The 19,611-nt window shown below is 74.1% G+C and carries 21 protein-coding genes; 11 read left to right on the top strand and 10 right to left on the bottom strand.

Annotation, left to right across the window (positions count from 1 at the left end):
- Positions 1-170 precede the first annotated feature (170 nt).
- Both DT057_RS07410 and DT057_RS07405 read left to right on the top strand, forming a co-directional pair.
- Entirely contained in the window at positions 171-950 is a 780-nt protein-coding gene (locus tag DT057_RS07410) for a 16S rRNA (uracil(1498)-N(3))-methyltransferase (protein ID WP_128561436.1), read from the top strand.
- Positions 951-1,103: 153 nt separating this feature from the next.
- A complete protein-coding gene (locus DT057_RS07405; RefSeq protein ID WP_128561435.1) occupies positions 1,104-2,240 on the top strand; it encodes a carboxylate-amine ligase in 1,137 nt (378 codons plus the stop codon).
- A gap of 47 nt (positions 2,241-2,287) precedes the next feature.
- Here DT057_RS07405 and DT057_RS07400 read toward each other — a convergent pair whose 3' ends face one another.
- Positions 2,288-2,677, bottom strand: coding sequence for a DUF3775 domain-containing protein (locus DT057_RS07400; protein ID WP_128561434.1), 390 nt, complete (start codon positions 2,675-2,677; stop codon positions 2,288-2,290).
- Between the two features lie 145 nt (positions 2,678-2,822).
- Between DT057_RS07400 and DT057_RS07395 the strand changes: the two genes are divergently transcribed.
- Both DT057_RS07395 and DT057_RS35425 read left to right on the top strand, forming a co-directional pair.
- Complete coding sequence (locus DT057_RS07395; RefSeq protein WP_128561433.1) at positions 2,823-3,539, top strand: sulfate transporter family protein; 717 nt, start codon at positions 2,823-2,825, stop codon at positions 3,537-3,539.
- Positions 3,540-3,560: 21 nt separating this feature from the next.
- Positions 3,561-3,731 carry a hypothetical protein gene (locus tag DT057_RS35425; protein WP_162501347.1) on the top strand — a complete coding sequence of 57 codons (171 nt, stop codon included), beginning with the start codon at positions 3,561-3,563 and terminating at the stop codon, positions 3,729-3,731.
- Positions 3,732-3,766: 35 nt separating this feature from the next.
- On the opposite strand, the gene DT057_RS07390 is transcribed toward DT057_RS35425, so the two are convergent.
- Together DT057_RS07390 and DT057_RS07385 are read right to left on the bottom strand one after the other, a co-directional pair.
- Positions 3,767-4,753 carry a glutathione S-transferase family protein gene (locus DT057_RS07390; RefSeq protein ID WP_128561432.1) on the bottom strand — a complete coding sequence of 329 codons (987 nt, stop codon included), beginning with the start codon at positions 4,751-4,753 and terminating at the stop codon, positions 3,767-3,769.
- 154 nt (positions 4,754-4,907) lie between these two features.
- The gene (locus DT057_RS07385) at positions 4,908-5,849 is read right to left on the bottom strand and encodes an alginate O-acetyltransferase AlgX-related protein (RefSeq protein WP_203236213.1); all 942 of its coding nucleotides are present in this window, start codon (positions 5,847-5,849) and stop codon (positions 4,908-4,910) included.
- 140 nt (positions 5,850-5,989) lie between these two features.
- Here DT057_RS07385 and DT057_RS07380 point away from each other — a divergent pair, with 140 nt between their 5' ends.
- The 5 genes from DT057_RS07380 (at position 5,990) to DT057_RS07360 (ending at position 9,703) form a co-directional block, all read left to right on the top strand.
- Positions 5,990-6,505 (top strand): 2'-5' RNA ligase family protein, encoded by a 516-nt coding sequence (locus DT057_RS07380; RefSeq protein WP_128561431.1) that lies wholly within the window; start codon positions 5,990-5,992, stop codon positions 6,503-6,505.
- On the top strand, positions 6,505-7,248 hold the full coding sequence (locus DT057_RS07375; RefSeq protein WP_128561430.1) for a phosphatase PAP2 family protein: 744 nt from the start codon (positions 6,505-6,507) through the stop codon (positions 7,246-7,248). The genes DT057_RS07380 and DT057_RS07375 overlap by 1 nt, the downstream gene beginning before the upstream one ends.
- Positions 7,249-7,432: 184 nt before the next feature.
- Positions 7,433-8,206: an enoyl-CoA hydratase gene (locus tag DT057_RS07370; RefSeq protein ID WP_128561429.1), complete on the top strand. Its 774-nt coding sequence runs from the start codon at positions 7,433-7,435 to the stop codon at positions 8,204-8,206.
- A complete protein-coding gene (locus DT057_RS07365) occupies positions 8,206-9,162 on the top strand; it encodes a threo-3-hydroxy-L-aspartate ammonia-lyase (protein WP_128561428.1) in 957 nt (318 codons plus the stop codon). Before DT057_RS07370 ends, DT057_RS07365 begins: the two co-directional genes overlap by 1 nt.
- Positions 9,163-9,169: 7 nt before the next feature.
- Positions 9,170-9,703, top strand: a complete 534-nt coding sequence (locus DT057_RS07360) for a prolyl-tRNA synthetase associated domain-containing protein (protein WP_128561427.1) — start codon at positions 9,170-9,172, stop codon at positions 9,701-9,703.
- Positions 9,704-9,720: 17 nt separating this feature from the next.
- On the opposite strand, the gene DT057_RS07355 is transcribed toward DT057_RS07360, so the two are convergent.
- A complete protein-coding gene (locus DT057_RS07355; protein ID WP_128561426.1) occupies positions 9,721-10,308 on the bottom strand; it encodes a hypothetical protein in 588 nt (195 codons plus the stop codon).
- A gap of 77 nt (positions 10,309-10,385) precedes the next feature.
- A complete protein-coding gene (dapE, locus tag DT057_RS07350) occupies positions 10,386-11,576 on the bottom strand; it encodes a succinyl-diaminopimelate desuccinylase (RefSeq protein ID WP_128561425.1) in 1,191 nt (396 codons plus the stop codon).
- Between the two features lie 113 nt (positions 11,577-11,689).
- On the opposite strand from dapE, the gene DT057_RS07345 reads away from it, so the two are divergent.
- Positions 11,690-12,475, top strand: coding sequence for a HesA/MoeB/ThiF family protein (locus DT057_RS07345; protein WP_128561424.1), 786 nt, complete (start codon positions 11,690-11,692; stop codon positions 12,473-12,475).
- 52 nt (positions 12,476-12,527) lie between these two features.
- On the opposite strand, the gene DT057_RS36060 is transcribed toward DT057_RS07345, so the two are convergent.
- The 5 genes from DT057_RS36060 to rpmI all read right to left on the bottom strand — a co-directional run bounded on the left by DT057_RS36060 (position 12,528) and on the right by rpmI (position 17,860).
- Complete coding sequence (locus DT057_RS36060; RefSeq protein WP_203236212.1) at positions 12,528-13,442, bottom strand: YecA family protein; 915 nt, start codon at positions 13,440-13,442, stop codon at positions 12,528-12,530.
- A gap of 22 nt (positions 13,443-13,464) precedes the next feature.
- Complete coding sequence (gene pheT, locus DT057_RS07335; RefSeq protein WP_128561423.1) at positions 13,465-15,891, bottom strand: phenylalanine--tRNA ligase subunit beta; 2,427 nt, start codon at positions 15,889-15,891, stop codon at positions 13,465-13,467.
- Positions 15,892-15,976: 85 nt separating this feature from the next.
- Complete coding sequence (gene pheS, locus DT057_RS07330; protein WP_128561422.1) at positions 15,977-17,059, bottom strand: phenylalanine--tRNA ligase subunit alpha; 1,083 nt, start codon at positions 17,057-17,059, stop codon at positions 15,977-15,979.
- A gap of 171 nt (positions 17,060-17,230) precedes the next feature.
- Entirely contained in the window at positions 17,231-17,608 is a 378-nt protein-coding gene (gene rplT, locus DT057_RS07325) for a 50S ribosomal protein L20 (protein ID WP_128561421.1), read from the bottom strand.
- 51 nt (positions 17,609-17,659) lie between these two features.
- Positions 17,660-17,860, bottom strand: a complete 201-nt coding sequence (gene rpmI / locus DT057_RS07320) for a 50S ribosomal protein L35 (protein ID WP_055879647.1) — start codon at positions 17,858-17,860, stop codon at positions 17,660-17,662.
- 368 nt (positions 17,861-18,228) lie between these two features.
- Here rpmI and DT057_RS07315 point away from each other — a divergent pair, with 368 nt between their 5' ends.
- A complete protein-coding gene (locus tag DT057_RS07315; RefSeq protein ID WP_128561420.1) occupies positions 18,229-19,374 on the top strand; it encodes a glycosyltransferase family 4 protein in 1,146 nt (381 codons plus the stop codon).
- Positions 19,375-19,611: the final 237 nt, after the last annotated feature.

Below are 19,611 nucleotides of genomic sequence, written 5' to 3'. Positions count from 1 at the left end.
CTTGCCGCTCCCGGCGAAGCCCGCGTTTCCGCACAGGATTGTGGCGGCTTTGGCGCGCCCCGGCGCGGCGGCGCCGCGATGCCCGCGCGAGCCGGCCGGCCTGTGTCGCCCGCGCCACACGGGACCCCGCCCGGTTGACAGGCCCGGCCGACCTCGGCGAGCAGGGATCCATGGCGGCATACGATTTCAGCGCTCCCCGGCTCTTCCTCGACGTCCCCCTGAGCGAGGGCCTGCGGCACTCCCTCGACCGGGCGCAGGCCAACTACCTGCTCACGGTGCTGCGCCGGACCGAGGGCGAGCCCGTGCTGGTCTTCAACGGGCGCGACGGCGAGTGGCGGGCCGAGATCGTGCCCACCGGCCGCAAGGCCGCCGACCTCGTGCTGCGGGAGCGCACCCGGCCGCAGACCCCGCCGGGCGACCTGCACTACCTCTTCGCCCCCCTGAAGGCGGCCCGCCTCGACTACGTGGCCCAGAAGGCGGTGGAGATGGGCGCGAGCGTGATCCGGCCCGTCCTCACCCGCCGCACGCAGGGCGACCGGATCAAGCCGGAGCGCCTGCGCGCCAACGCCATCGAGGCCGCCGAGCAGTGCGGCATCCTGGCCCTGCCGGAGATCCGCGAGGCCGCGACCCTGGCGGCGGCCCTGGCCGAGACTGAGCCGGAGCGGCTCGTCGTGTTCTGCGACGAGGACGCCCCGGTCGCCGACCCGATCGAGGCGCTGCGCCGCGCCGGGGCCACGGGAGGCGGGCCGGGGCGGAACGCGCGCCCGCGGCTCGCCGTCGTGATCGGACCCGAGGGCGGGTTCACCCCGGAGGAGCGCGGCCTCATCCTCGAGCGGCCCGGCACCGTGCGCCTCTCGCTCGGTCCGCGCATCCTGCGGGCCGACACCGCCGCCGTGGCGGTGCTGGCCCTGGTGCAGGCGGTGCTCGGCGACGGGCGCCCCGCGGCCTGACGCCCCCTCGCCACGCCGGCCGCGCCTTGATATCGGGGCGCCCCGGCGGGCGGCGGGCGAGCCCCCGCCGATTCGCCGCGCCGCGTCCCCGCCGGAGCGCGCGCCCGCGGCGGGATCGGCCCCGACCCGACGTGCCCTCCCGGAGGTTCTCGCATGCGTGCCGAGTTCGACGTCTGCATCGAGGAGGAGGTCTTCATCACCGACGCGGTGAAGCGCGACGCGGCCCGTGCCCGCGCCCGGGAATTCCTCGCCGCCACCCGGGCGGCCTTCCCGGGGGCGCGCACCGAATTGATGGAGCCGCAGCTCATCTGGTCGACCCCGCCGCTCGGCGATTTCGCGGACCTGCGCCGGGCCCTGACGGCCCTGCGCTCCGGCATCGGCGCCCTCGCGGCGGCGCGGGGCCTCGGCCTCCTGGCGGCGGGCACCCACCCGCTCGCGCTCTGGAGCCGCGTGCGCCCCCGCGACCAGGCCGCCCGCGGCCGGGTGCTGCGCGACCTCCAGATGGTGGGCAGCCGCGCGGTGGTCTGCGGCCTCAGCGTGCAGGTCCGCGTGCCGGACGACGTCTCGCGCGTCGACCTGATGAACCGGATCCAGCCCTTCCTGCCCCTGTTGCTCGCCCTCTCGACCTCCTCGCCGTTCTGGCAGGCGCAGCGCACCGGGCTGCTCGGCTACCGGCTCGCGGCGGCGCGCGAGCTGCCCCGCAGCGGCCTGCCGCCCCTGTTCGCCGGGGAGGCGGACCTCGCCCGCTACCGCGACACCCTGGTGACGGCGGGCGCCATCGACGATCCGCGCCACATCTGGTGGGTGATCTGCCCCTCGCCCGGGGGGCAGACCCTCGACCTGCGCATCGCCGACAGCTGCACGCGCCTCGACGACGCCCTCGCGATCGCGGCCCTGTACCGCTGCCTCGTGCGGCGGCTCGCGGCGGAGCCGGACCTCAACCGCGGGCTCACCGGGGCCTCGCAGGCGATCGCGGCGGAGAATTGCTGGCGCGCGCAGCGCTACGGCATCCACGGCGGCCTCGTGTGCGAGGCGTCCCGCACCGTCCGGCCCGTCCGGGCAGTGCTCGCCGAGACCCTCGGCCTGCTGGCGCAGGACGCCGAGGCGCTGGGCTGCGCGGCCGAGCTCGACCTCGCCCGCTGGATCGTCGCCCGCGGCACCAGCGCGGACCGCCAGCTCGCGCTCTTCACGGAGGCGCAAGGCCGCGGCCTGCCGCCGCGCGAGGCCCTCGTCGGGGTGGTGGACTGGCTCACCGCCGAGACCATCGGGGCGAACCCGACCCGGCACTGAGGGCCGGCCGGCGCCCCGGGCGCCGGGCGACGCCCGTGCAAGGATCCTCAGGCGGTGCAGCTCAGCCCCAGGCCGGCCAGGCCCTCCTCCAGCAGGTCGCCGACGTTCGGGATCCCCAGGAGGTAATCGGCCGGGCGGCTGCCGGCGGCCTCGCGCTCGCGGGCGAGGCGGACGGCGTCCGCCCATTCCTCGGGCTCCATGTCGCCGCGGCCGATGTAGAGGATCGCCACCAGCTCGGCCCGCTCGTCGTCGTTGAGCCCCTCCACCACGGCGCGCAGCTCCTCCTCCGTGGCGTCGTCGGTCCCGTCCACGAGGACGTCCCGGGCGCCGTCGTCGATGGGGTTCGAGCCGGAATCCGGGTCGCTGTCGCCGTCCTTCACGTCGAGGGCGCGGGCCCGCAGGATGAAGTCACAGACCGTCTCCACGGCGATGTCCATGTCTCGTCTCTCCTCAGGCTCGCGTCCCGGCCGCGCCGCGACGATGCCTCAACCCGCGAAGCGGGTGCGGGTTCGGGCCCTGCCCTCTGGACGCCCGCGTCGTCCCGCAGCAAGACGGCGCACGCGCTCGCTCCCGGGGATCCCCATGCTGATCAAAGCCGCCCTCGCGGCCATCCGACAGGTATTCTCGCCCCCCCTGCGGCAGATCCTGTGGAAGTCGCTCGCCCTCACGATCGGGCTGCTGGTCCTGGTCTGGTTCGCGCTCACGCGCCTGATCGGCGCCCTGATCGCGGCCCACCCGCTCTCGACCGACTACGCCTTCGTCAACGCCGTGGCGTCGTTCCTGGCCGGCGCCGGGCTGTTCCTCGGGCTCGCCTACATCCTGCCGCCGGTCTCGATCCTGGTCGCCGGCTACTTCCTCGACGACGCGGCCGCGATCGTCGAGGGGACCGATTTTCCGGACGAGGTCCCGGGCCGGGCGATGGCGCTCGGCCCGGCCCTGCTCTACACCCTGCGCTTCGCCGGGCTGGCGCTCCTCGTCAACGTCGTGGCGCTGGCGCTGTTCTTCGTGCCGGGCGTCAACCTGCTGGCCTTCTTCGGCGCCAACACCTACCTGCTCGGCCGGGAATACTTCGAGCTCGCCGCCGCGCGCTTCCGCCCGCTGCGGGAGGCGGGCGAGATGCGCCGCCACCACGCGGCGACCGTGATGCTGGCGGGTGCCGTGCTGGCGGGCCTGATGGTGGTGCCGATCCTCAACCTCGTCACGCCGCTCTTCGGCATCGCCCTGATGGTCCACGTCCACAAGGGCCTCAGCCGGGAGCGCCTGCTGCTGCCGCCCGAGGCGCGCCGCCAGCTGCGCTGACGCCCGTCGCGCTGACGCCCGTTGCGGGCCCGGGCGGGCCGGCGCGCCAGGATTGCCGACACCCGCGAGGTCCTCGACCGGAGCCCGCCCCTCGCCGACGCGAACCTCGTCGCGCGCGACGCGCCGCTGCGCGGGGCGCTCGCGGCCGACGGGTCCGCGGCCGACCTGCTGCCGGAGCGGGCGCTGCCCTGAACGCGGCCGCGCCGCGGGGCGCCCCCGGGCGGGTTCTACCCGCCGAACCGCCGCGCCCGGTCGTGCGGCGCCCCGTAATCCAGCACCGGCCCGAGGGGCACGATCCCGGTCGGGTTGATGCTCGGGTGGCTCTCGTAATAGTGGCGCTTGATGTGGGTGAGGTCGACCGTCGGGGCGATGCCGGGGGTCTGGTAGAGGTCGCGCAGGTAGGGCGCGAGATTCGCGTAGTCGGCGATGCGGCGCAGGTTGCACTTGAAGTGGCCGACGTAGACGGGATCGAAGCGCACCAGCGTGGTGAACAGCCGGATGTCGGCCTCGGTCAGGCGCTCGCCGAGGAGGTAGCGGCCGCGGGCAAGGCGCGCGTCGAGGGCGTCGAGTTCCTGGAACAGCGCCGCGACGGCCTCCGCGTAGGCCTCCTGCGCGGTGGCGAAGCCGGCCTTGTAGACGCCGTTGTTGACCCGGTCGTAGACCCGGGCGTTGAGGGCGTCGATCTCCGGCCGCAGGTCGTCCGGGCAGAGGTCCGGGCCGGTGGCGCCGAGGGCCGCGAAGGCGGTGTTCAGCATCCGGACGATCTCGGCCGACTCGTTCGACACGATGGTCCGGCGCGCCCGGTCCCAGAGCACCGGCACGGTGACGCGGCCCGTATGGGCGGGGTCGGCCATCCGGTAGATCTCGTAGAGGCGCCGGGCGCCGTTCTCCGCGTCGGGGCCGGCGCCCGGCGTGTCGCCGAACACCCAGCCTTCCGCCCCCATGTGCGGATCGACCACGCCGACCGAGACCAGGTCCTCGAGGCCCTTGAGGGCCCGCACGATCAGGGTGCGGTGGGCCCACGGGCAGGCCAGCGAGACGTAGAGGTGGTAGCGCCCGGCCTCGGCCGGGAACCCGCCCTCCCCGGAGGGCCCGGGCGCGCCGTCGGGCGTGACCCAGTTGCGGAAGGCGGAATCCTTGCGCACGAAGCGCCCGCCGGTCTCCTTGGTGTCGTACCAGCGGTCCTGCCAGACGCCCTCGACGAGCAGCCCCATCGCATCCTCCCTCGCCCGCCCGGAGCACCGCCGGCGCCGCGGCCGGGCGCCGCCCTGAACGCCCCGCGCCGACGCGCTCCCCGGCGCCGCACCGGTCTCCATTCCCGGGGACAGCGCTCTAGGTGGGGCGCGCCGCGCGCGCCGACAGGGGCAGTCAGATCGCCACCGCGGCCGCCGCGTCCATCCGGGCGAGGCGGGCGGCGCCCGCGGCCTCGATGTCGAACCGGTCGGCCGGGAGGCGGGTCATGAAGCGCTCCGCCATCTCGACGAGGAGCAGGTGCGGGCGCACCCGGGCGACGTAGCCCCAGTCGAGGCTCGACGACCAGACGAAGTGGACCTCGCGAAAACTCTCGGCCAGGAGGCCGGTGAGGAAGATCGGCGTGAAGTGGGCGCAGGAATCCCCGAACAGCATCAGGGTGCGCGGGTCGGCCCCGGGGCTCTCGTTGCGGAACACCACGTGGGCGCCGACGTGCAGGTCGGCGGCCCGGCCCTGCGCCTCGTAGGCGGCCACCAGGGGGCTCGCGTAGGTGCGCACCGCGTCGCGCTGGACGAGGGGGATCCGCATGGTCTCGCGCGGCGGCGGATCGAGCTTGGCGCCGAGGTCGCGCACCGCCTCGCTGTCGTGGGACGGCCGCTCGGCGAGGTCGGCCGGCGGCGTCGCCCCGACCGCCCGCATGATCGCCGCGAAGGCGAGCCGGCAGCCCTCGGGGCTCCAGTGGGTGTCGGTGCGCAGGTAGAGCGGCGGGCCGTCGTCCCGCGCCGCCCGCATGGGCCCGACGAGGTCGATCCAGGCCCCGGCCGCCGGGGAGCGGGCGAGGCCCGCGCCGAGCCGCCGGGCCGGCGACAGGGCGGGATCGAGCGCCAGACCGTCGAGGCGGTCGTCGTAGACGCTGAGCTTCTCCGGCACGACGACGTGGAAGCAGCGGATGCCGAGGCCCGCCGCCCGGGCGGTGCGCCGCGCGACCAGGCGCCGCCAGCGCCAGAGCCGCCAGGCGACGGGCAGGGAGGCCCGGTACTGATGGCGCACCCGGTTGGTGCCGCCGACGAGGAAGAGCCAGCCGTCCCGGCCGATATGGACCATGTCGCCGCTGCGCATCAGGCCGTGTAGCCGCGGCGGCGGCGCCTGAACAGCGGCGCGGCGGCGGCGCCTGAACAGCGGCGCGGCCGCGGCGCGCTCCATGCCCTCGGACGGAAGGCCTTGGACTTGTGCGGATCGCGCGCCATCTCGCAGCGACGATGCCGCACGATCCCCTGATCCTGACCCTGGACCTCGACGAGGCCGCCTTCGCGTCCTTCGACGCGCAGCGCCGCCGGTACTTCCCGGCGGCGCTCAACCGCATCCCGGCCCACGTCACGCTCTTCCACCACCTGCCCGGCGAGGAGGAGGCCGGCATCGCCGCGACGCTGCTCGCCGAGGCCCGGCGCGAGTCCGGCGCGCCCGAGGTCGCCGTCACGGGCGTGCGCTTCACCGGGCGGGGCGTCGCCTACGCGCTCGCGTCCGACGCGGTCTCGCGCCTGCGCGGGCGCCTCGCGGCCTCCTTCGCGCCGTGGCTGACCGCCCAGGACCGCCAGGGCTTCCGGCCGCACCTCACGGTGCAGAACAAGGTCGCGCCCGAGGTCGCCCGGACCCTGCACCGGGAGCTCGCGGCGGCCTTCGTGCCGACGGCGTTCCCGGCCCGGGGCCTGCTGCTGTGGCGCTACCTCGGCGGTCCCTGGGAGCCGCGGGGCCGCTTCCCGTTCGGGGAGGCCTGATGCGCGCGCTCCCGATCCCCTTCCGGCGCCACGCCACCGCGGTCTGGCTGCGCCTGCGCCTCAACGAGATCGGCCCCCTCGCGTCGCTCCTGGCCGTCAGCCTGTTCGGGTTCGGCTTCGTCAAGCTCGCCGGCGAGGTCCGGGAGGGCGACACGGAGAGCGTCGACAAGCTCCTGCTCCTGTCCCTGCGCCGGCCGGGCGACCTCGCCCAGCCGATCGGGCCGCACTGGCTGCCGGAGACGATGCGGGACATCACCGCCTTCGGCAGCGTGTTCGGGATCGTCTACGTCACGGCCTGCGTGGTGCTCTACCTCGCCGTCACGGCGCGCCGGCGCGCGGCCGTGTTCGTGCTGGCGGCGGTCGGCGGCGGCGAGATCCTCTCGACGGGGCTGAAGATGCTCTACCACCGGCCGCGGCCGGAACTGGTGCCGCACGGCATGGAGACCTTCACGGCGAGCTTCCCGAGCGGGCACGCCATGCTCTCGGCGATCGCCTACCTGACGCTCGCGATCCTGCTCGCCCGCGTCGAGCGCGGACGCCGGGTCAAGACCTTCGTGATGAGCCTCGGGGTGATCACGACCCTGCTCGTGGGCGTGAGCCGGGTCTATCTCGGGGTCCACTGGCCGAGCGACGTCCTGGCCGGCTGGTGCGTCGGCGCGGCCTGGGCCGCCCTGTGCTGGTTCGTGGCGCTCCAGCTCCAGCGCCAGGACGTGGTGGAAGCGCCGGACCCGCCGCCGGCATGAGGGCGGCGCCCGCGGCCGCGGGTGCCTGCCTGTGCCCGGCGCCCGCTCCCGCGGGTGTCTGCCTGTGCCCGGCGCCCGCTCCCGCGGGCATGCGCCCGGCGCCGGCGCAGCGCGCCCGCGGGCGTCTTGCGGTCCGGCCCGCGCTCCCCTAGCCAGGGACGGGCAGGAGATCGGGAGGAGCACCGTGGCCTACGAGAACATCCGGGTGGAGACGCGGGGCCGGGTGGCGTTGATCACCCTGCACCGCCCCGCACAGCTCAACGCGCTGTGCAACGCGCTGATCGCCGAGCTGAACGCGGCCCTCGACGGGTTCGAGGGCGACGAGGGCATCGGCTGCATCGTGCTGACCGGCTCGGACAAGGCCTTCGCGGCCGGGGCCGACATCCGCGAGATGCAGAACCGCACCCATCCGGAATTCTACATGGCCGACCCGTTCGGCGAGTGGGACAAGGTCGGCCGGCGCCGCAAGCCGATCATCGCCGCGGTCGCCGGCTACGCCCTCGGGGGCGGCTGCGAGCTCGCCATGATGTGCGACTTCATCCTGGCCGCCGACACCGCGAAGTTCGGCCAGCCCGAGATCAAGCTCGGGGTGATCCCGGGGGCCGGCGGCACGCAGCGCCTGACCCGGGCGGTGGGCAAGGCCAAGGCGATGGAGCTCTGCTTGACCGGCCGCCTGATGGACGCGGCGGAGGCCGAGCGCGCGGGCCTCGTCGCCCGGGTGGTGCCGGCGGCCGACCTCCTCGACGAGACCATGCGGGCGGCCGAGACCATCGCGTCCCTGTCGCTGCCGGCCGTGATGGTGGCCAAGGAGAGCATCGACCGGGCCTTCGAGACGACCCTGACCGAGGGCGTGCGCTTCGAGCGCCGCGTGTTCTACGGGCTGTTCGCCACCGCCGACCAGAAGGAGGGCATGGCCGCCTTCGTGGAGAAGCGCAAACCGAACTTCGAGCACCGCTGATGAGCGTCGCCTTCGCGGACGTGCGCGCCGCCGCCGAGCGGATCGCCGGCATCGCCCACCGCACGCCGGTGCTCACCTCCCGCACCGCCGATGCGCGCACGGGCGCGCGCCTGTTCTTCAAGGCCGAGCCCCTGCAGCGGGCCGGCGCCTTCAAGTTCCGGGGCGCCTGCAACGCCATCGCGGCCCTCGACCCCGCGCGGCGCCGGCGCGGCGTGATCGCGTTCTCGTCGGGCAACCACGCCCAGGCCATCGCGTATGCGGGGGCGCTCCAGGGCGTGCCGACCGTGATCGTGATGCCGCACGACGCCCCCGCCATGAAGGTCGCGGCGACCCGGGGCTACGGCGCCGAGATCGTCCCGTACGACCGCTACCGGGAGGACCGCGAGGCCCTGACCCGGCAACTCGCGCAGGAGCGCGGCCTGACCCTGATCCCGCCCTACGACCATCCGGACGTGATCGCCGGCCAGGGCACGGCGGTGATGGAGCTCCTGGAGGAGACCGGTGCCCTCGACATGGTGCTGGTCTGCCTCGGCGGCGGCGGGCTGCTCGCCGGCTCGGCCCTCGCCGCCCGGGCCCTCGCGCCGGATTGCGAGATCTGGGGCGTCGAGCCCGAGGCCGGCAACGACGGGCAGCAATCCCTGGCCAAGGGCGAGATCGTGCGCATCCCGGTGCCGGTCTCCATCGCCGACGGGGCGCTGACCACGCATCTGGGGCAGCACACCTTCCCGATCATCCAGCGGGAGGTCGCCGGCATCGCCACGGTGTCGGACGCCCAGCTCGCCGCGGCGATGCGCTTCTTCGTCGAGCGCATGAAGCTCGTGGTCGAGCCGACTGGGTGCCTGGCGGCGGCCGCCGCCTTCGAGGGCGTGGTGCCGGTCGCGGACAAGCGGGTCGGCATCGTCCTGTCGGGCGGCAACGTGGATCCGGCCGCCCTCGCCCGCCACCTCGCCGCGTGAGCCCGGCATGAGCCCGGCGACCCCGGAGGCGCTGCTCGGGTTCCTCGAGGAACTCGGCATCGCGGTCCGCACCACCCTGCACCCGCCGGTCCACACGGTCGCGGAATCGCGCGACCTGAAGGCCGGGCTGCCCGGCGGGCATTCGAAGAACCTGTTCCTCAAGGACAAGCGCGGGCGGCTCTTCCTCGTCGTGGCCGAGGCCGAGGCGCGGATCGACCTCAAGCGCCTGCACACAGCCGTCGGAGCCACCGGCCGGCTCTCCTTCGGCTCGGCCGAGCAGCTCCTCGCGGTGCTCGGCGTGCGGCCGGGCTCGGTGACGCCCTTCGGGCTGATCAACGACCGCGAGCGCCTCGTCACGGTGATCCTCGACGCGGGCCTGATGGCGCACGATCCCGTGAACTTCCACCCGCTGCACAACGCCGCGACCCTCGCGCTCGCGCCCGGGGACCTGCTGCGCTTCCTCGCGGCGACCGGGCACGCGCCGCGGATCCAGGCGCTGCCGGAGCCCGCGGGCGCGGAGGAGGCCGAGGCGGCACCCTGAGGCCCCGCCCGCCGCCCTCAGGCCGCGGCCAGGACGTGCACCCCGCCGGCGACGGTCGCGATCAGTCCGAAGCAGGCGAGCGTCACCAGGGCCGCAGCGGGGCCGGACAGGCCGAGCGTCGCGCGCGCGGCGAGCCCGTGCAGCCACAGGACGACGATGCCGAAGGCGCCCGCGTACAGCGCCGCCAGGGCCGGCGTCGCGAGCCCGGCGAGGAGGAGCAGGCCCGGCAGCGCCAGCGTCGCGAGGCCCGTCGCCAGCGTCCAGTTCGTCACGATGACGAAGGGCACGTAGGCGGCCGTGAGGCGCAGGCGCCGCACCACCGCGATCATCGCGACCGGCACGACGAGGAAGCAGGCGACCGCCCCGGCGAGCACCGCCGCGGTGGTGTGGTCGAGGCGGTAGAGCACCGCGTCGCCCGCCGCGGGGCCGCTCCGCTCGAGCGCCAGCGCCACGGTGACGGCCGGCGCCGTCAGCCAGATCGCCCCGAAGGAACGCCAGAACCCGCGCTCGCTCACGTCGAAGCGCCGGAGGGCGTCGGGGCGGCGGTTGAGCAGGTCGGCGGTGCCGCGCAGGGAGCGGCCGACCTCGTCCGCGCTGACGAGCATGGGGCCTCCGGCAGTGTTCAGGCGGCGCGGGCGCCGCGTCTCCGATCCCGCCAGACTCAACTTTCGTCTAATGCCGGTCAAGCGCGTTTTTGCGGCGCAGCATCGGCCGGAAAATAGGCATCGAGGACCCGGCCGTAGATGGCGGCGAGGCGGTCGAGGTCGGACACCGCCACCCGCTCGTCGACCTGGTGCATGGTCCGGCCGACGAGCCCGAACTCGATCACCGGGCAGGCCTCCTTGATGAAGCGCGCGTCCGAGGTCCCGCCCGTGGTCGAGAGCGCCGGCCTGAGGCCGGTCTCGGCCTCGACCGCGTCGGCGACCCGGTGCACGAAGGCGTCGGGCTCGGTCAGGAACGCCACGGCGTTCGTCGGCCGCACGTCGAGGGTGTAGCGCACGGCGTTCCCGGCGCCGGCCGCGAGGCGCCGGTGCAGCTCCTCCGCCAGGGTCCCGGGCGACCAGCGGTCGTTGAACCGGATGTTGAAGGTGGCGCGGGCCTCCGCCGGGATCACGTTGGAGGCCGGGTTGCCGACGTCCATGGTGGTGAATTCGAGGTTCGAGGCGTCGAAATGCGCCGTCCCGGCGTCGAGGGGCTCGGCGAGGAGCGCCTGCGCGAGCCGCAGCAGCCCGGGGATCGGGTTCTCGGCCCGGTGCGGATAGGCGACGTGGCCTTGCGTGCCGTGCACCGTCAGGGTGGCGGTGAGGGAGCCCCGCCGCCCGATCTTGATCGTCTCGCCGAGCCGGTCGGGGTTGGTGGGCTCGCCGAGCAGGGCGTGGTCGAAGCGCTCGCCCCGGGCCCGCGCCCAGGCGAGCACCTTCACGGTGCCGTTGAGGGCCGGCCCCTCCTCGTCCCCGGTGATCAGGAACGCGACCGAACCGCCGAAATCCGGTCCCCGCCGGCGCAGGAAGCCGAGCACCGCCGCGACCATGCAGGCGATGCCGCCCTTCATGTCGACGGCCCCGCGCCCGTGGAGCTCGGCCCCCTCGAGCGTCCCCCCGAAGGGATCGTGGCGCCAGGCCGCCGCGTCGCCCGGCGGCACCACGTCGGTGTGGCCGGCAAGGAGAAGGCAGGGACCGGCGCCGCCGATGCGGGCGTAGAGGTTCTCGACGTCGGGGGTGCCGGCCTCGGAGAAGACCGGGCGCTCGACCGCGAAGCCGGCCAGCCCCAGGATGCCGGCGAGGTAGGCCAGGGCGCCCCCCTCGTCGGGCGTCACGGACGGGCAGCGGATCAGCCCCTGCGCCAGGGCGAGGGGGGACGGGATGTCGGTCACGGTCGGGCCACGCGCGTTCAGCCGCAGGGGAGCGCGCGAGGGGTAGCGCCGAACGGGGCGCTTGAGAACCGCCGGGGCTTCCGGCCGGCCCCGCGGGCACCTAATTACCCTGCATGAGCGCCCTCAGCCCCGACGAGATCGAACGCTACGCCCGCCACATCGTGCTGCGGGAGGTCGGCGGCCCGGGGCAGGTCCGGCTCAAGGCCGCGCGGGTGCTGGTGATCGGAGCCGGCGGGCTCGGCGCCCCGCTGGTCCAGTACCTGGCGGCGGCCGGCATCGGCACGGTCGGCCTCGTCGACGACGACACCGTCTCGCTCTCGAACCTCCAGCGCCAGGTGATCCACGGCACGCCGGACATCGGGCGGCCCAAGGTGGAGAGCGCCGCCGACGCGGTGGCGCGCCTCAACCCGCACGTCCGGGTCGAGGCGCACGCGGTCCGCCTCGGCCCGGACAACGCCGAGGCCCTGGTCTCCGGCTACGACCTCGTGGCGGACGGCTCGGACAACTTCGCGACGCGCTACGCCGTCTCGGATGCCTGCTACCGGGCGCGCCGTCCCCTGGTGACGGCAGCGCTCGGCCAGTTCGACGGCTCGCTCACCACCATCCGGGCCCACGAGACGGGGCCGGACGGGCGGCCGAACCCGACCTATCGCTGCCTGTTCCCGAACCCGCCTCCGCCCGGCGCAGTGCCGACCTGCGCCGAGGCCGGCGTGCTCGGGGCGCTCGCCGGCCTGATGGGCTCGCTCATGGCGCTCGAGGTGATCCGGGCCGTCGCGGGCTTTGGCGAGCCCCTGGTCGGCCGCCTCCTGATGGTGGATGCCCGCTCCCTGCGCTTCGAGACGCTGGCCTACGCCTGGGATCCCGAGAACCCCCTGAGCGGCACCGACCGGGCGGCCTGAGGCGCGGCCTTCCCGGGTGCCGCCCGCGGCCCTCCCGGGTGCCGCCCCGGGGTCAGCGCGGCGGCGGAAGCGGCGGGAGGGCGGCCATCCCGCGCCCGACCTTGTCGAGGCAGCACTTCTTGAACTTCCTGCCGCTGCCGCACGGGCACGGATCGTTGCGGCCGACCGCGCGGTAGGGGTTGCGCTCGGGCTCCGGCGCCTCGCCGTCCTCGCCGCCGGGTCCCGCGAAGGCGGCGGTCTCGCTGGTGTGGGCGAGGTCCTCCCGCAGGTCGCCGAGGTAGTGCACCCCGATCTCCTCGAAGCGGCGCCGGTCGCCGGGCCGGGCGCGGGCCACCGCCAGGATCGCGGCCGACGATTCCCACCGGGTGATGTGGCCGGGGTTCCGCCCGTCCGCCCGCGCGGCCCTGGCCCGGTCGGCAAGGTCGGCGTGACCGAGGAGCACGACCGCGTCCTCCCATCCCTGCCAGGCCTCGCTGCCGGGCCCCGCCAGGCGCGCGTCGTCGAACCGCAGCAGGAACGCCGCCGTGGCGGCGGCGTCGATCCGGCCGTCGGCCGTCAGGAGCGCGAGGGCGTGGAACAGGTCCATGCGCAGGAGGCCCTGCGTGTCCGCGCGGGCGATCGCGGCGAGGAGCGACTCGGCGTCGCCGTCGAAGGTGCTCGCCGCGAGCGCCGCGGCCGTGGTGGTGTAATCCTCGCCGAGGGCCCCGGCGATGCAGGCGTCGTCGCGGGCGAACAGGCGCAGCAGCGGCGCGAAGGCCCGGGTGTCGCGGGCGGCCCCGAGCACGTGGACGCCCCAGTACAGGAGGTTCGCCTCGGCGTCGCTCAGGGTCGCGCCCGCGGCGGCGGCCTCGAGGAGGGACAGTACCGGCCCGGCGATCCGCTCCGGGTGGCCGACGGCACGGGCGAGCGCGTCCGCGGGCAGGAAGAGCGCCCCCGACAGCTCGCGGATCAGGTCGTCCTCGGTCATGTCGCCCCCTCGTCCCGCCTCGTCAGCCGCGCAGGGTCGCGCCGGTCCGGCGCGCGACCTCGGCGACGATCTTGCGGCTCACCGCCTCGATCTCGGCATCGGTGAGGGTCCGGTCCGTCGGCTGGAGCCGGACCGCGACCGCGACCGACTTCTGGTCGGCCCCGATCCCGGGTCCCTCGTAGATGTCGAACACCTCGACGCCGGCGATCAGCGCGCGCTCGGCCCCCTGCGCGGCCTTCAGGATGTCCCCGGCCGCGACGTCGCGGCCGACCACGAAGGCGAAGTCGCGGGTGAGGGGCTGGAACTCGGGCAGGCTCGCGGGCGGCTTCATCTTCGTGGGCCGGTGCTTGGGCAGCGGCAGCGCCTCGAGGGTGATCTCGCAGGCGACGACCGGCCCGCGGGCGTCGAGGGCCCTCAGCACGCGCGGGTGTACCTCGCCGAAGTACCCGACCGGGTTGCGCGGCCCGAACTGGAGCGTGCCCGAGCGGCCCGGGTGCAGCCAGTCGGGCCCGCCCGGGACCACCTGGAGCCCGCCCGTCGGCACCCCGAGGGCGGTGAGGAGCGCCAGGGCGTCGGCCTTGGCCTCGTAGGCGTCGACCGGGCGGGCGGCCCCGTCCCAGTGCCGGCCGGCGCCGCCGTGGCGGGCCGTGCCGCGGCGCAGGGCGGCCGCCTTGGTGGTCTGGCCCTCGGGCTGGTCGGAGGCGAAGCACTGCCCGACCTCGAACAGCGCGACGTCGCCGGAGCCCCGGTCGGCGTTGCGCTGGCCGGCCCGGAGCAGGCCGGGCACGAGGCTCGGGCGCAGGTCCGAGAGGTCGGCCGCGATCGGGTTGGCGAGGGCGAGTTCGGGCGCGCCGCCGCCGAACAGCAAAGCGTCGGCCCGGGCGATGAACGACCACGTCACGGCCTCGACGAGGCCGCGGGCGGCGAACTCGCGCTTGGCGAGGCGGGTGCGCCGCTGGATCACCGTGAGGACCGGGCGGATCACGGTCGCGTCGATCCGGGGCAGGGGCTTGGCCTCGATCCGGTCGAGGCCGGCGATGCGGACGATCTCCTCCACGAGGTCGGCCTTGCCCTCGACGTCCGGACGCCAGGACGGGGGCAGCACCTTCACCCGGTCGCCGCTGCCGGCGACGTGGAAGCCGAGGGCTTCCAGCGTGACCTTCATCTCGGGCCGGCTCACGTCGAGGCCCGAGAGGCGGCGCACCTCGGTCCAGGGGAAGTCGATGAGGTGGTCGGTGTCCGGCGCCTCGCCCGAGATCGCGGCCTCGGTCGGCACGCCGCCGCAGAGGTCGACGACCATCCGGGTCGCGAGGTCGAGGCCCGGCACCGCGAAGGCCGGGTCGACGCCGCGCTCGAAGCGGTAGCGCGCGTCGGTGACGATGCCGAGGCGCCGGCCGGTGCGCGCGATGGTGCGCGGGTCCCAGAGCGCCGACTCGATCAGCACGTCGGTGGTGCCCTCGTCGCAGCCGGAATGCTCGCCTCCCATGATGCCGGCGATCGACTCGACGCCGGCCTCGTCGGCGATCACGACGGCGCCGTCGTCGAGCCGGTAGGTGCGCCCGTCGAGGGCGAGCACCTCCTCGCCGTCCCGGGCCCGGCGCACCGTGAGGTCCCCCGTCACCTTGGCGGCGTCGAAGACGTGCAGCGGCCGGCCGCGGTCGAAGGTGATGTAGTTGGTGATGTCGACGAGGGCGTTGATGGGGCGCAGGCCGATCGCGGCGAGGCGCCGCCGCAGCCATTCCGGCGAGGGCCCGTTGCGCACGCCCCGCACCAGCCGGAGCGCGAAGAGCGGGCAGAGGGCGTCGTCCCCGGGGGCGAGGGCCCGGGTCACGGCGACCGGGCAGGGTCCCTCCCCGCGCACCGGCGGCAGGACCCCGCGCCGCAGGGTGCCGATCCCGGCCGCCGCGAGGTCGCGGGCGATGCCCAGGACCCCGGTGCAATCGGGCCGGTTCGGCGTCAGGTTGATCTCGATCACCGGGTCGTCGAGGCCCGCGTAGGCCGCGTAGGGCTGCCCCACCGGCGCGTCGGCCGGCAGGTCGAGGATGCCGTCGTGATCGTCCGACAGGCCGAGCTCGGCCCCGGAGCACAGCATGCCGCGGCTCTCGACGCCCCGGATGACCCCGACCGCGAGGGTGATGTCCTTGCCCGGCACGTAGGTCCCCGGGGGAGCGAACACGCTGCGCATGCCGGCCCGGGCGTTCGGCGCGCCGCACACCACCTGCACGGGCGGACCGCCCTCGCCCGTGTCCACCGTGCAGACGCGCAGGCGGTCGGCGTTCGGGTGCTGCTCGGCCGTGAGCACCGCCGCGATGCGGTAGGACGCGAGCGCGGCGGCCTTGTCCTCGACGCGCTCCACCTCGAGCCCGATGCGGGTCAGCGTCTCGACGATCACCGCGAGGCCGGCATCGGTGTCGAGGTGGTCCTTGAGCCAGGAGAGGGTGAATTTCATGGGCGTCGCAAGCTCTACGGATCTCTGGAAATCGGCCCGCGGGCCGCAGGGTGGTCCCGGGGCGGCCAGGCGGCCGGGCTCCGCCCTACCCCGTGAGCCCGCCCACCAGGCTCGGCATGTCGAGCGGCCGAAAGCCGTAATGGTCGAGCCAGCGCAGGTCGGCCTCGAAGAAGGGGCGCAGGTCCGGCATGCCGTACTTGAGCATCGCGATCCGGTCGATGCCCATGCCCCAGGCGAAGCCCTGCACGGCGTCCGGATCGAGGCCGCAATTGCGCAGCACGTTCGGGTGGACCATCCCGCAGCCGAGGATCTCGAGCCAGTCGTCCCCTTCCCCGAAGCGGATCTCGCCGCCCTTGCGCGAGCACTGGATGTCGACCTCGGCCGAGGGCTCGGTGAACGGGAAGTAGGACGGACGGAAGCGCATCTTCACGCTCTCGACCTCGAAGAACGCCTTGCAGAACTCCTCGAGGATCCACTTGAGGTGCGCGATGTTCGCCGTGCGGTCGATCACCAGGCCCTCGACCTGGTGGAACATCGGGGTGTGGGTCTGGTCGGAATCGTGCCGGTAGGTGCGGCCCGGGCAGATCACCCGGATCGGCGGCTCCTGGGAGCGCATGGTGCGGACCTGCACCGGCGAGGTGTGGGTGCGCAGGAGCTTGCGCCGCCCGTCCCGGTCGGGCTGGAGGAAGAACGTGTCGTGCATCTCCCGGGCCGGATGGCCCTCGGGGAAGTTCAGCGCGGTGAAGTTCAGCTCGTCCGTCTCGACGTCCGGCCCCTCGGCCACCGCGAAGCCCATGTCGCCGAAGATCGCCGTGATCTCGTCCATGACCTGGGTGATCGGGTGGATGCGCCCGCGGGTCTCCGGGCCCTCGCGCACCGGCAGCGTGACGTCGATGCGCTCGGCGGCGAGGCGGGCCGCGAGCGCCGCCTCGGCCAGCGTCTCGCGGCGGGCCTGGATGGCGCCCTGCACGCGGTCGCGCAGGCCGTTGATCAGGGGTCCCTGCTCCTTGCGCGCCTCGGGCGTCATGGCGCCGAGGGTCTTCAGCAGGTCGGAGACGGCGCCCTTCTTGCCCAGGGCGGACACGCGCACGCCCTCGAGCGTGCCCTCGTCGGCGGCGCCCGCGACCTGGGCCAGGAGTTCGGTTTCGAGGCTGTGGAGATCGGTCATCGGGTGCCTTCCGGGCTGCGGATGCCCTGCAACGCGGGGGCCCGGGCCGTCAACCGGCCCGGGGCGGGGCGAGCGCAACGAAAAACGGCCCGCTTGCGAGGCGAGCCGCCGGGCCGTGGCGTGGGGTCGCCGGATCGCGGGCTCGGCCGCGACCCGGGGGCGCGATCGTGCCTACGCCGCCTTGACCCGCTCCGCCGGCAGGGCCGCCTTGGCCTTCTCGACCACGGCCCCGAAGGCCGCCGGCTCGTGGATGGCGAGGTCCGACAGCGCCTTGCGGTCGACCGTGACGCCCGCCTTGGCGAGGCCGTCGATGAAGCGCGAGTAGGTCAGGCCGTGCAGGCGCACCGCCGCGTTGAGGCGCTGGATCCACAGCGCCCGGAACGTGCGCTTGCGGTTCTTGCGGTCGCGGTAGGCGTATTGCAGCCCCTTCTCGACCGCCTGCTTGGCGATGCGGATCGTGTTCTTGCGCCGGCCGTAATAGCCCTTGGCGGCCTTGAACACCTTCTTGTGCCGGGCGTGACTCGTCACGCCGCGCTTGACGCGGGCCATGATGATCTCCTGGAAGTTCGACGAAACAGATTGAACGCGCGGGGAAGGACCTCAGCCGTTCGGCAGGAAGTACTTCTTGACGTTGGCGGCATCGCCCTCGAACAGGGTGGTGGTGCCGCGCAAGTTGCGGATCTGCTTCGTGGTCCGCTTGATCATGCCGTGGCGCTTGCCGGCCTGGGCGTACATGACCTTGCCGGTTCCGGTGATCTTGAAGCGCTTCTTGGCGCCCGACTTCGTCTTCAGCTTGGGCATTTGGCTCTCCTGACGCGAACTCCACCAGGCCCCGTCAGGGGCCCGCGGGACCATCGGTCCCGACGACCGCGCGCGATCGATGGCGTGGAGCAACACGAACCGCCACGGCAGCCCTCACGGCCGGGCGGTTCGGTGAGGGGCGCGCTATAGCAGAGGCACGCGTGCACCGCAATCGCCCCGGGGGCCGTCCGGACGCCGCCCCGCCGCGCCGGTGGATTCCTGTGAGTCATGGGAGTTGTGACGCCGTCGGATCTGGCTTTGTGCAATGCACCGGAACCATAAGCCGAGGTTCGCGGTTTCGTTCATGTCCCGCTCAGGCCCAATCGTGCTTGGTCTCGCCAACGATTGGCGTCTCAGGAGAAAACGTCGTGCGCATTGCCCAGATTGCCCCTCTCGCGGAGGCCGTCCCGCCGAAGTTCTACGGCGGCACCGAGCGCGTCGTCTCATGGCTGACCGAGGAGCTCGTCCGGCAGGGTCACGACGTCACCCTCTTCGCGAGCGGCGACTCGGAGACCAGCGCCAAGCTCGTCGCCTGCTGCCCTGAAGGGCTGCGCCTGGCCGGGATCCGCGACCACGTGGCGAGCCACCTCGCCATGCTGTACCACCTGCGCCGGCGGGCGGACGAGTTCGACGTCATCCACTTCCACATCGACCTCCTCCAGTACCCGCTGTTCGAGGAGTTCAACCACAAGTGCGTCACCACCCTGCACGGGCGGCTCGACGTGCCGGACTTCATGCCGGTCTACCGCACCTTCACGGGCATGCCGCTGGTCTCGATCTCCGACCACCAGCGCGGGCCGATGCCGTCGAACGCCAACTGGCTCTCGACCATCCACCACGGCCTGCCGACCGAGAATTGCCGCTTCTCGCCCAAGCCCAAGGACGGCGGCTACCTCGCGTTCCTCGGCCGCATCTCCCCCGAGAAGCGCCCGGACCGCGCCATCGAGATGGCCAAGCGCTCCGGCGTGAAGCTCAAGATCGCCGCCAAGGTCGACAAGGCCGACCAGGATTACTGGGACGAGGTCATCGAGCCGATGATCCACCACCCGCTCATCGAGTACATCGGTGAGATCAATGAGGACCAGAAGCACGAGTTCCTGGGCAACGCCCTGGCGCTGGCGTTCCCGATCGACTGGCCGGAGCCCTTCGGCCTGGTGATGATCGAGGCGATGTCCGCCGGCACGCCGGTGATCGCGTGGCGCAACGGCTCGGTGCCGGAAGTCATCGAGGACGGCGTCTCGGGCGTCGTGGTCGACTCGATGGACGCGGCGGTGGCGGCGGTCGACACCGTCAAGTCCATGAGCCGCGAGGGCGTGCGCCGCTACTTCGAGACCCGCTTCACCGCCGGCGTGATGGCCCGGTCGTACGTCGCCGCCTACGAGTCGCTCCTCGCCCGCGAGGCCGACGTGATCAAGCTGCCGGGCCTGAGCTTCGCGGCGCCCGGGATCGAGATCAACGGCGCGACGAACGGCGCCTCGCACATCCTGCGGCCCGCGCAGCTGCGCGCCGTCTGAGAGACCCGCCCGCGCGGACGGCGCCGGCCCCGGAGCGGGGCCGCCGCATCCCCGGCCTCGCGAAGGGCCCGGCATCCCAGGATGCCGGGCCCTTCGCGTTTCCGCCGCGGCGGCACTGCCTGAAATCCGTGCGCGGATGCCCACCAACTCCCCCTGGTTGCGGCCGCACGATGGCCCACATTGGCGGGCGTATGGTGGGGCCGGCCGCGAATCGCGCCGGCGCCTCAACACTCCCTG

Origin of the sequence: Methylobacterium crusticola (assembly GCF_003574465.1) — a bacterium.
GTDB classification, from domain to species: Bacteria; Pseudomonadota; Alphaproteobacteria; order Rhizobiales; family Beijerinckiaceae; genus Methylobacterium; species Methylobacterium crusticola.
Note: the sequence above shows the minus strand (reverse complement) of the source record. Positions and strands in the feature narration are given on the sequence as shown.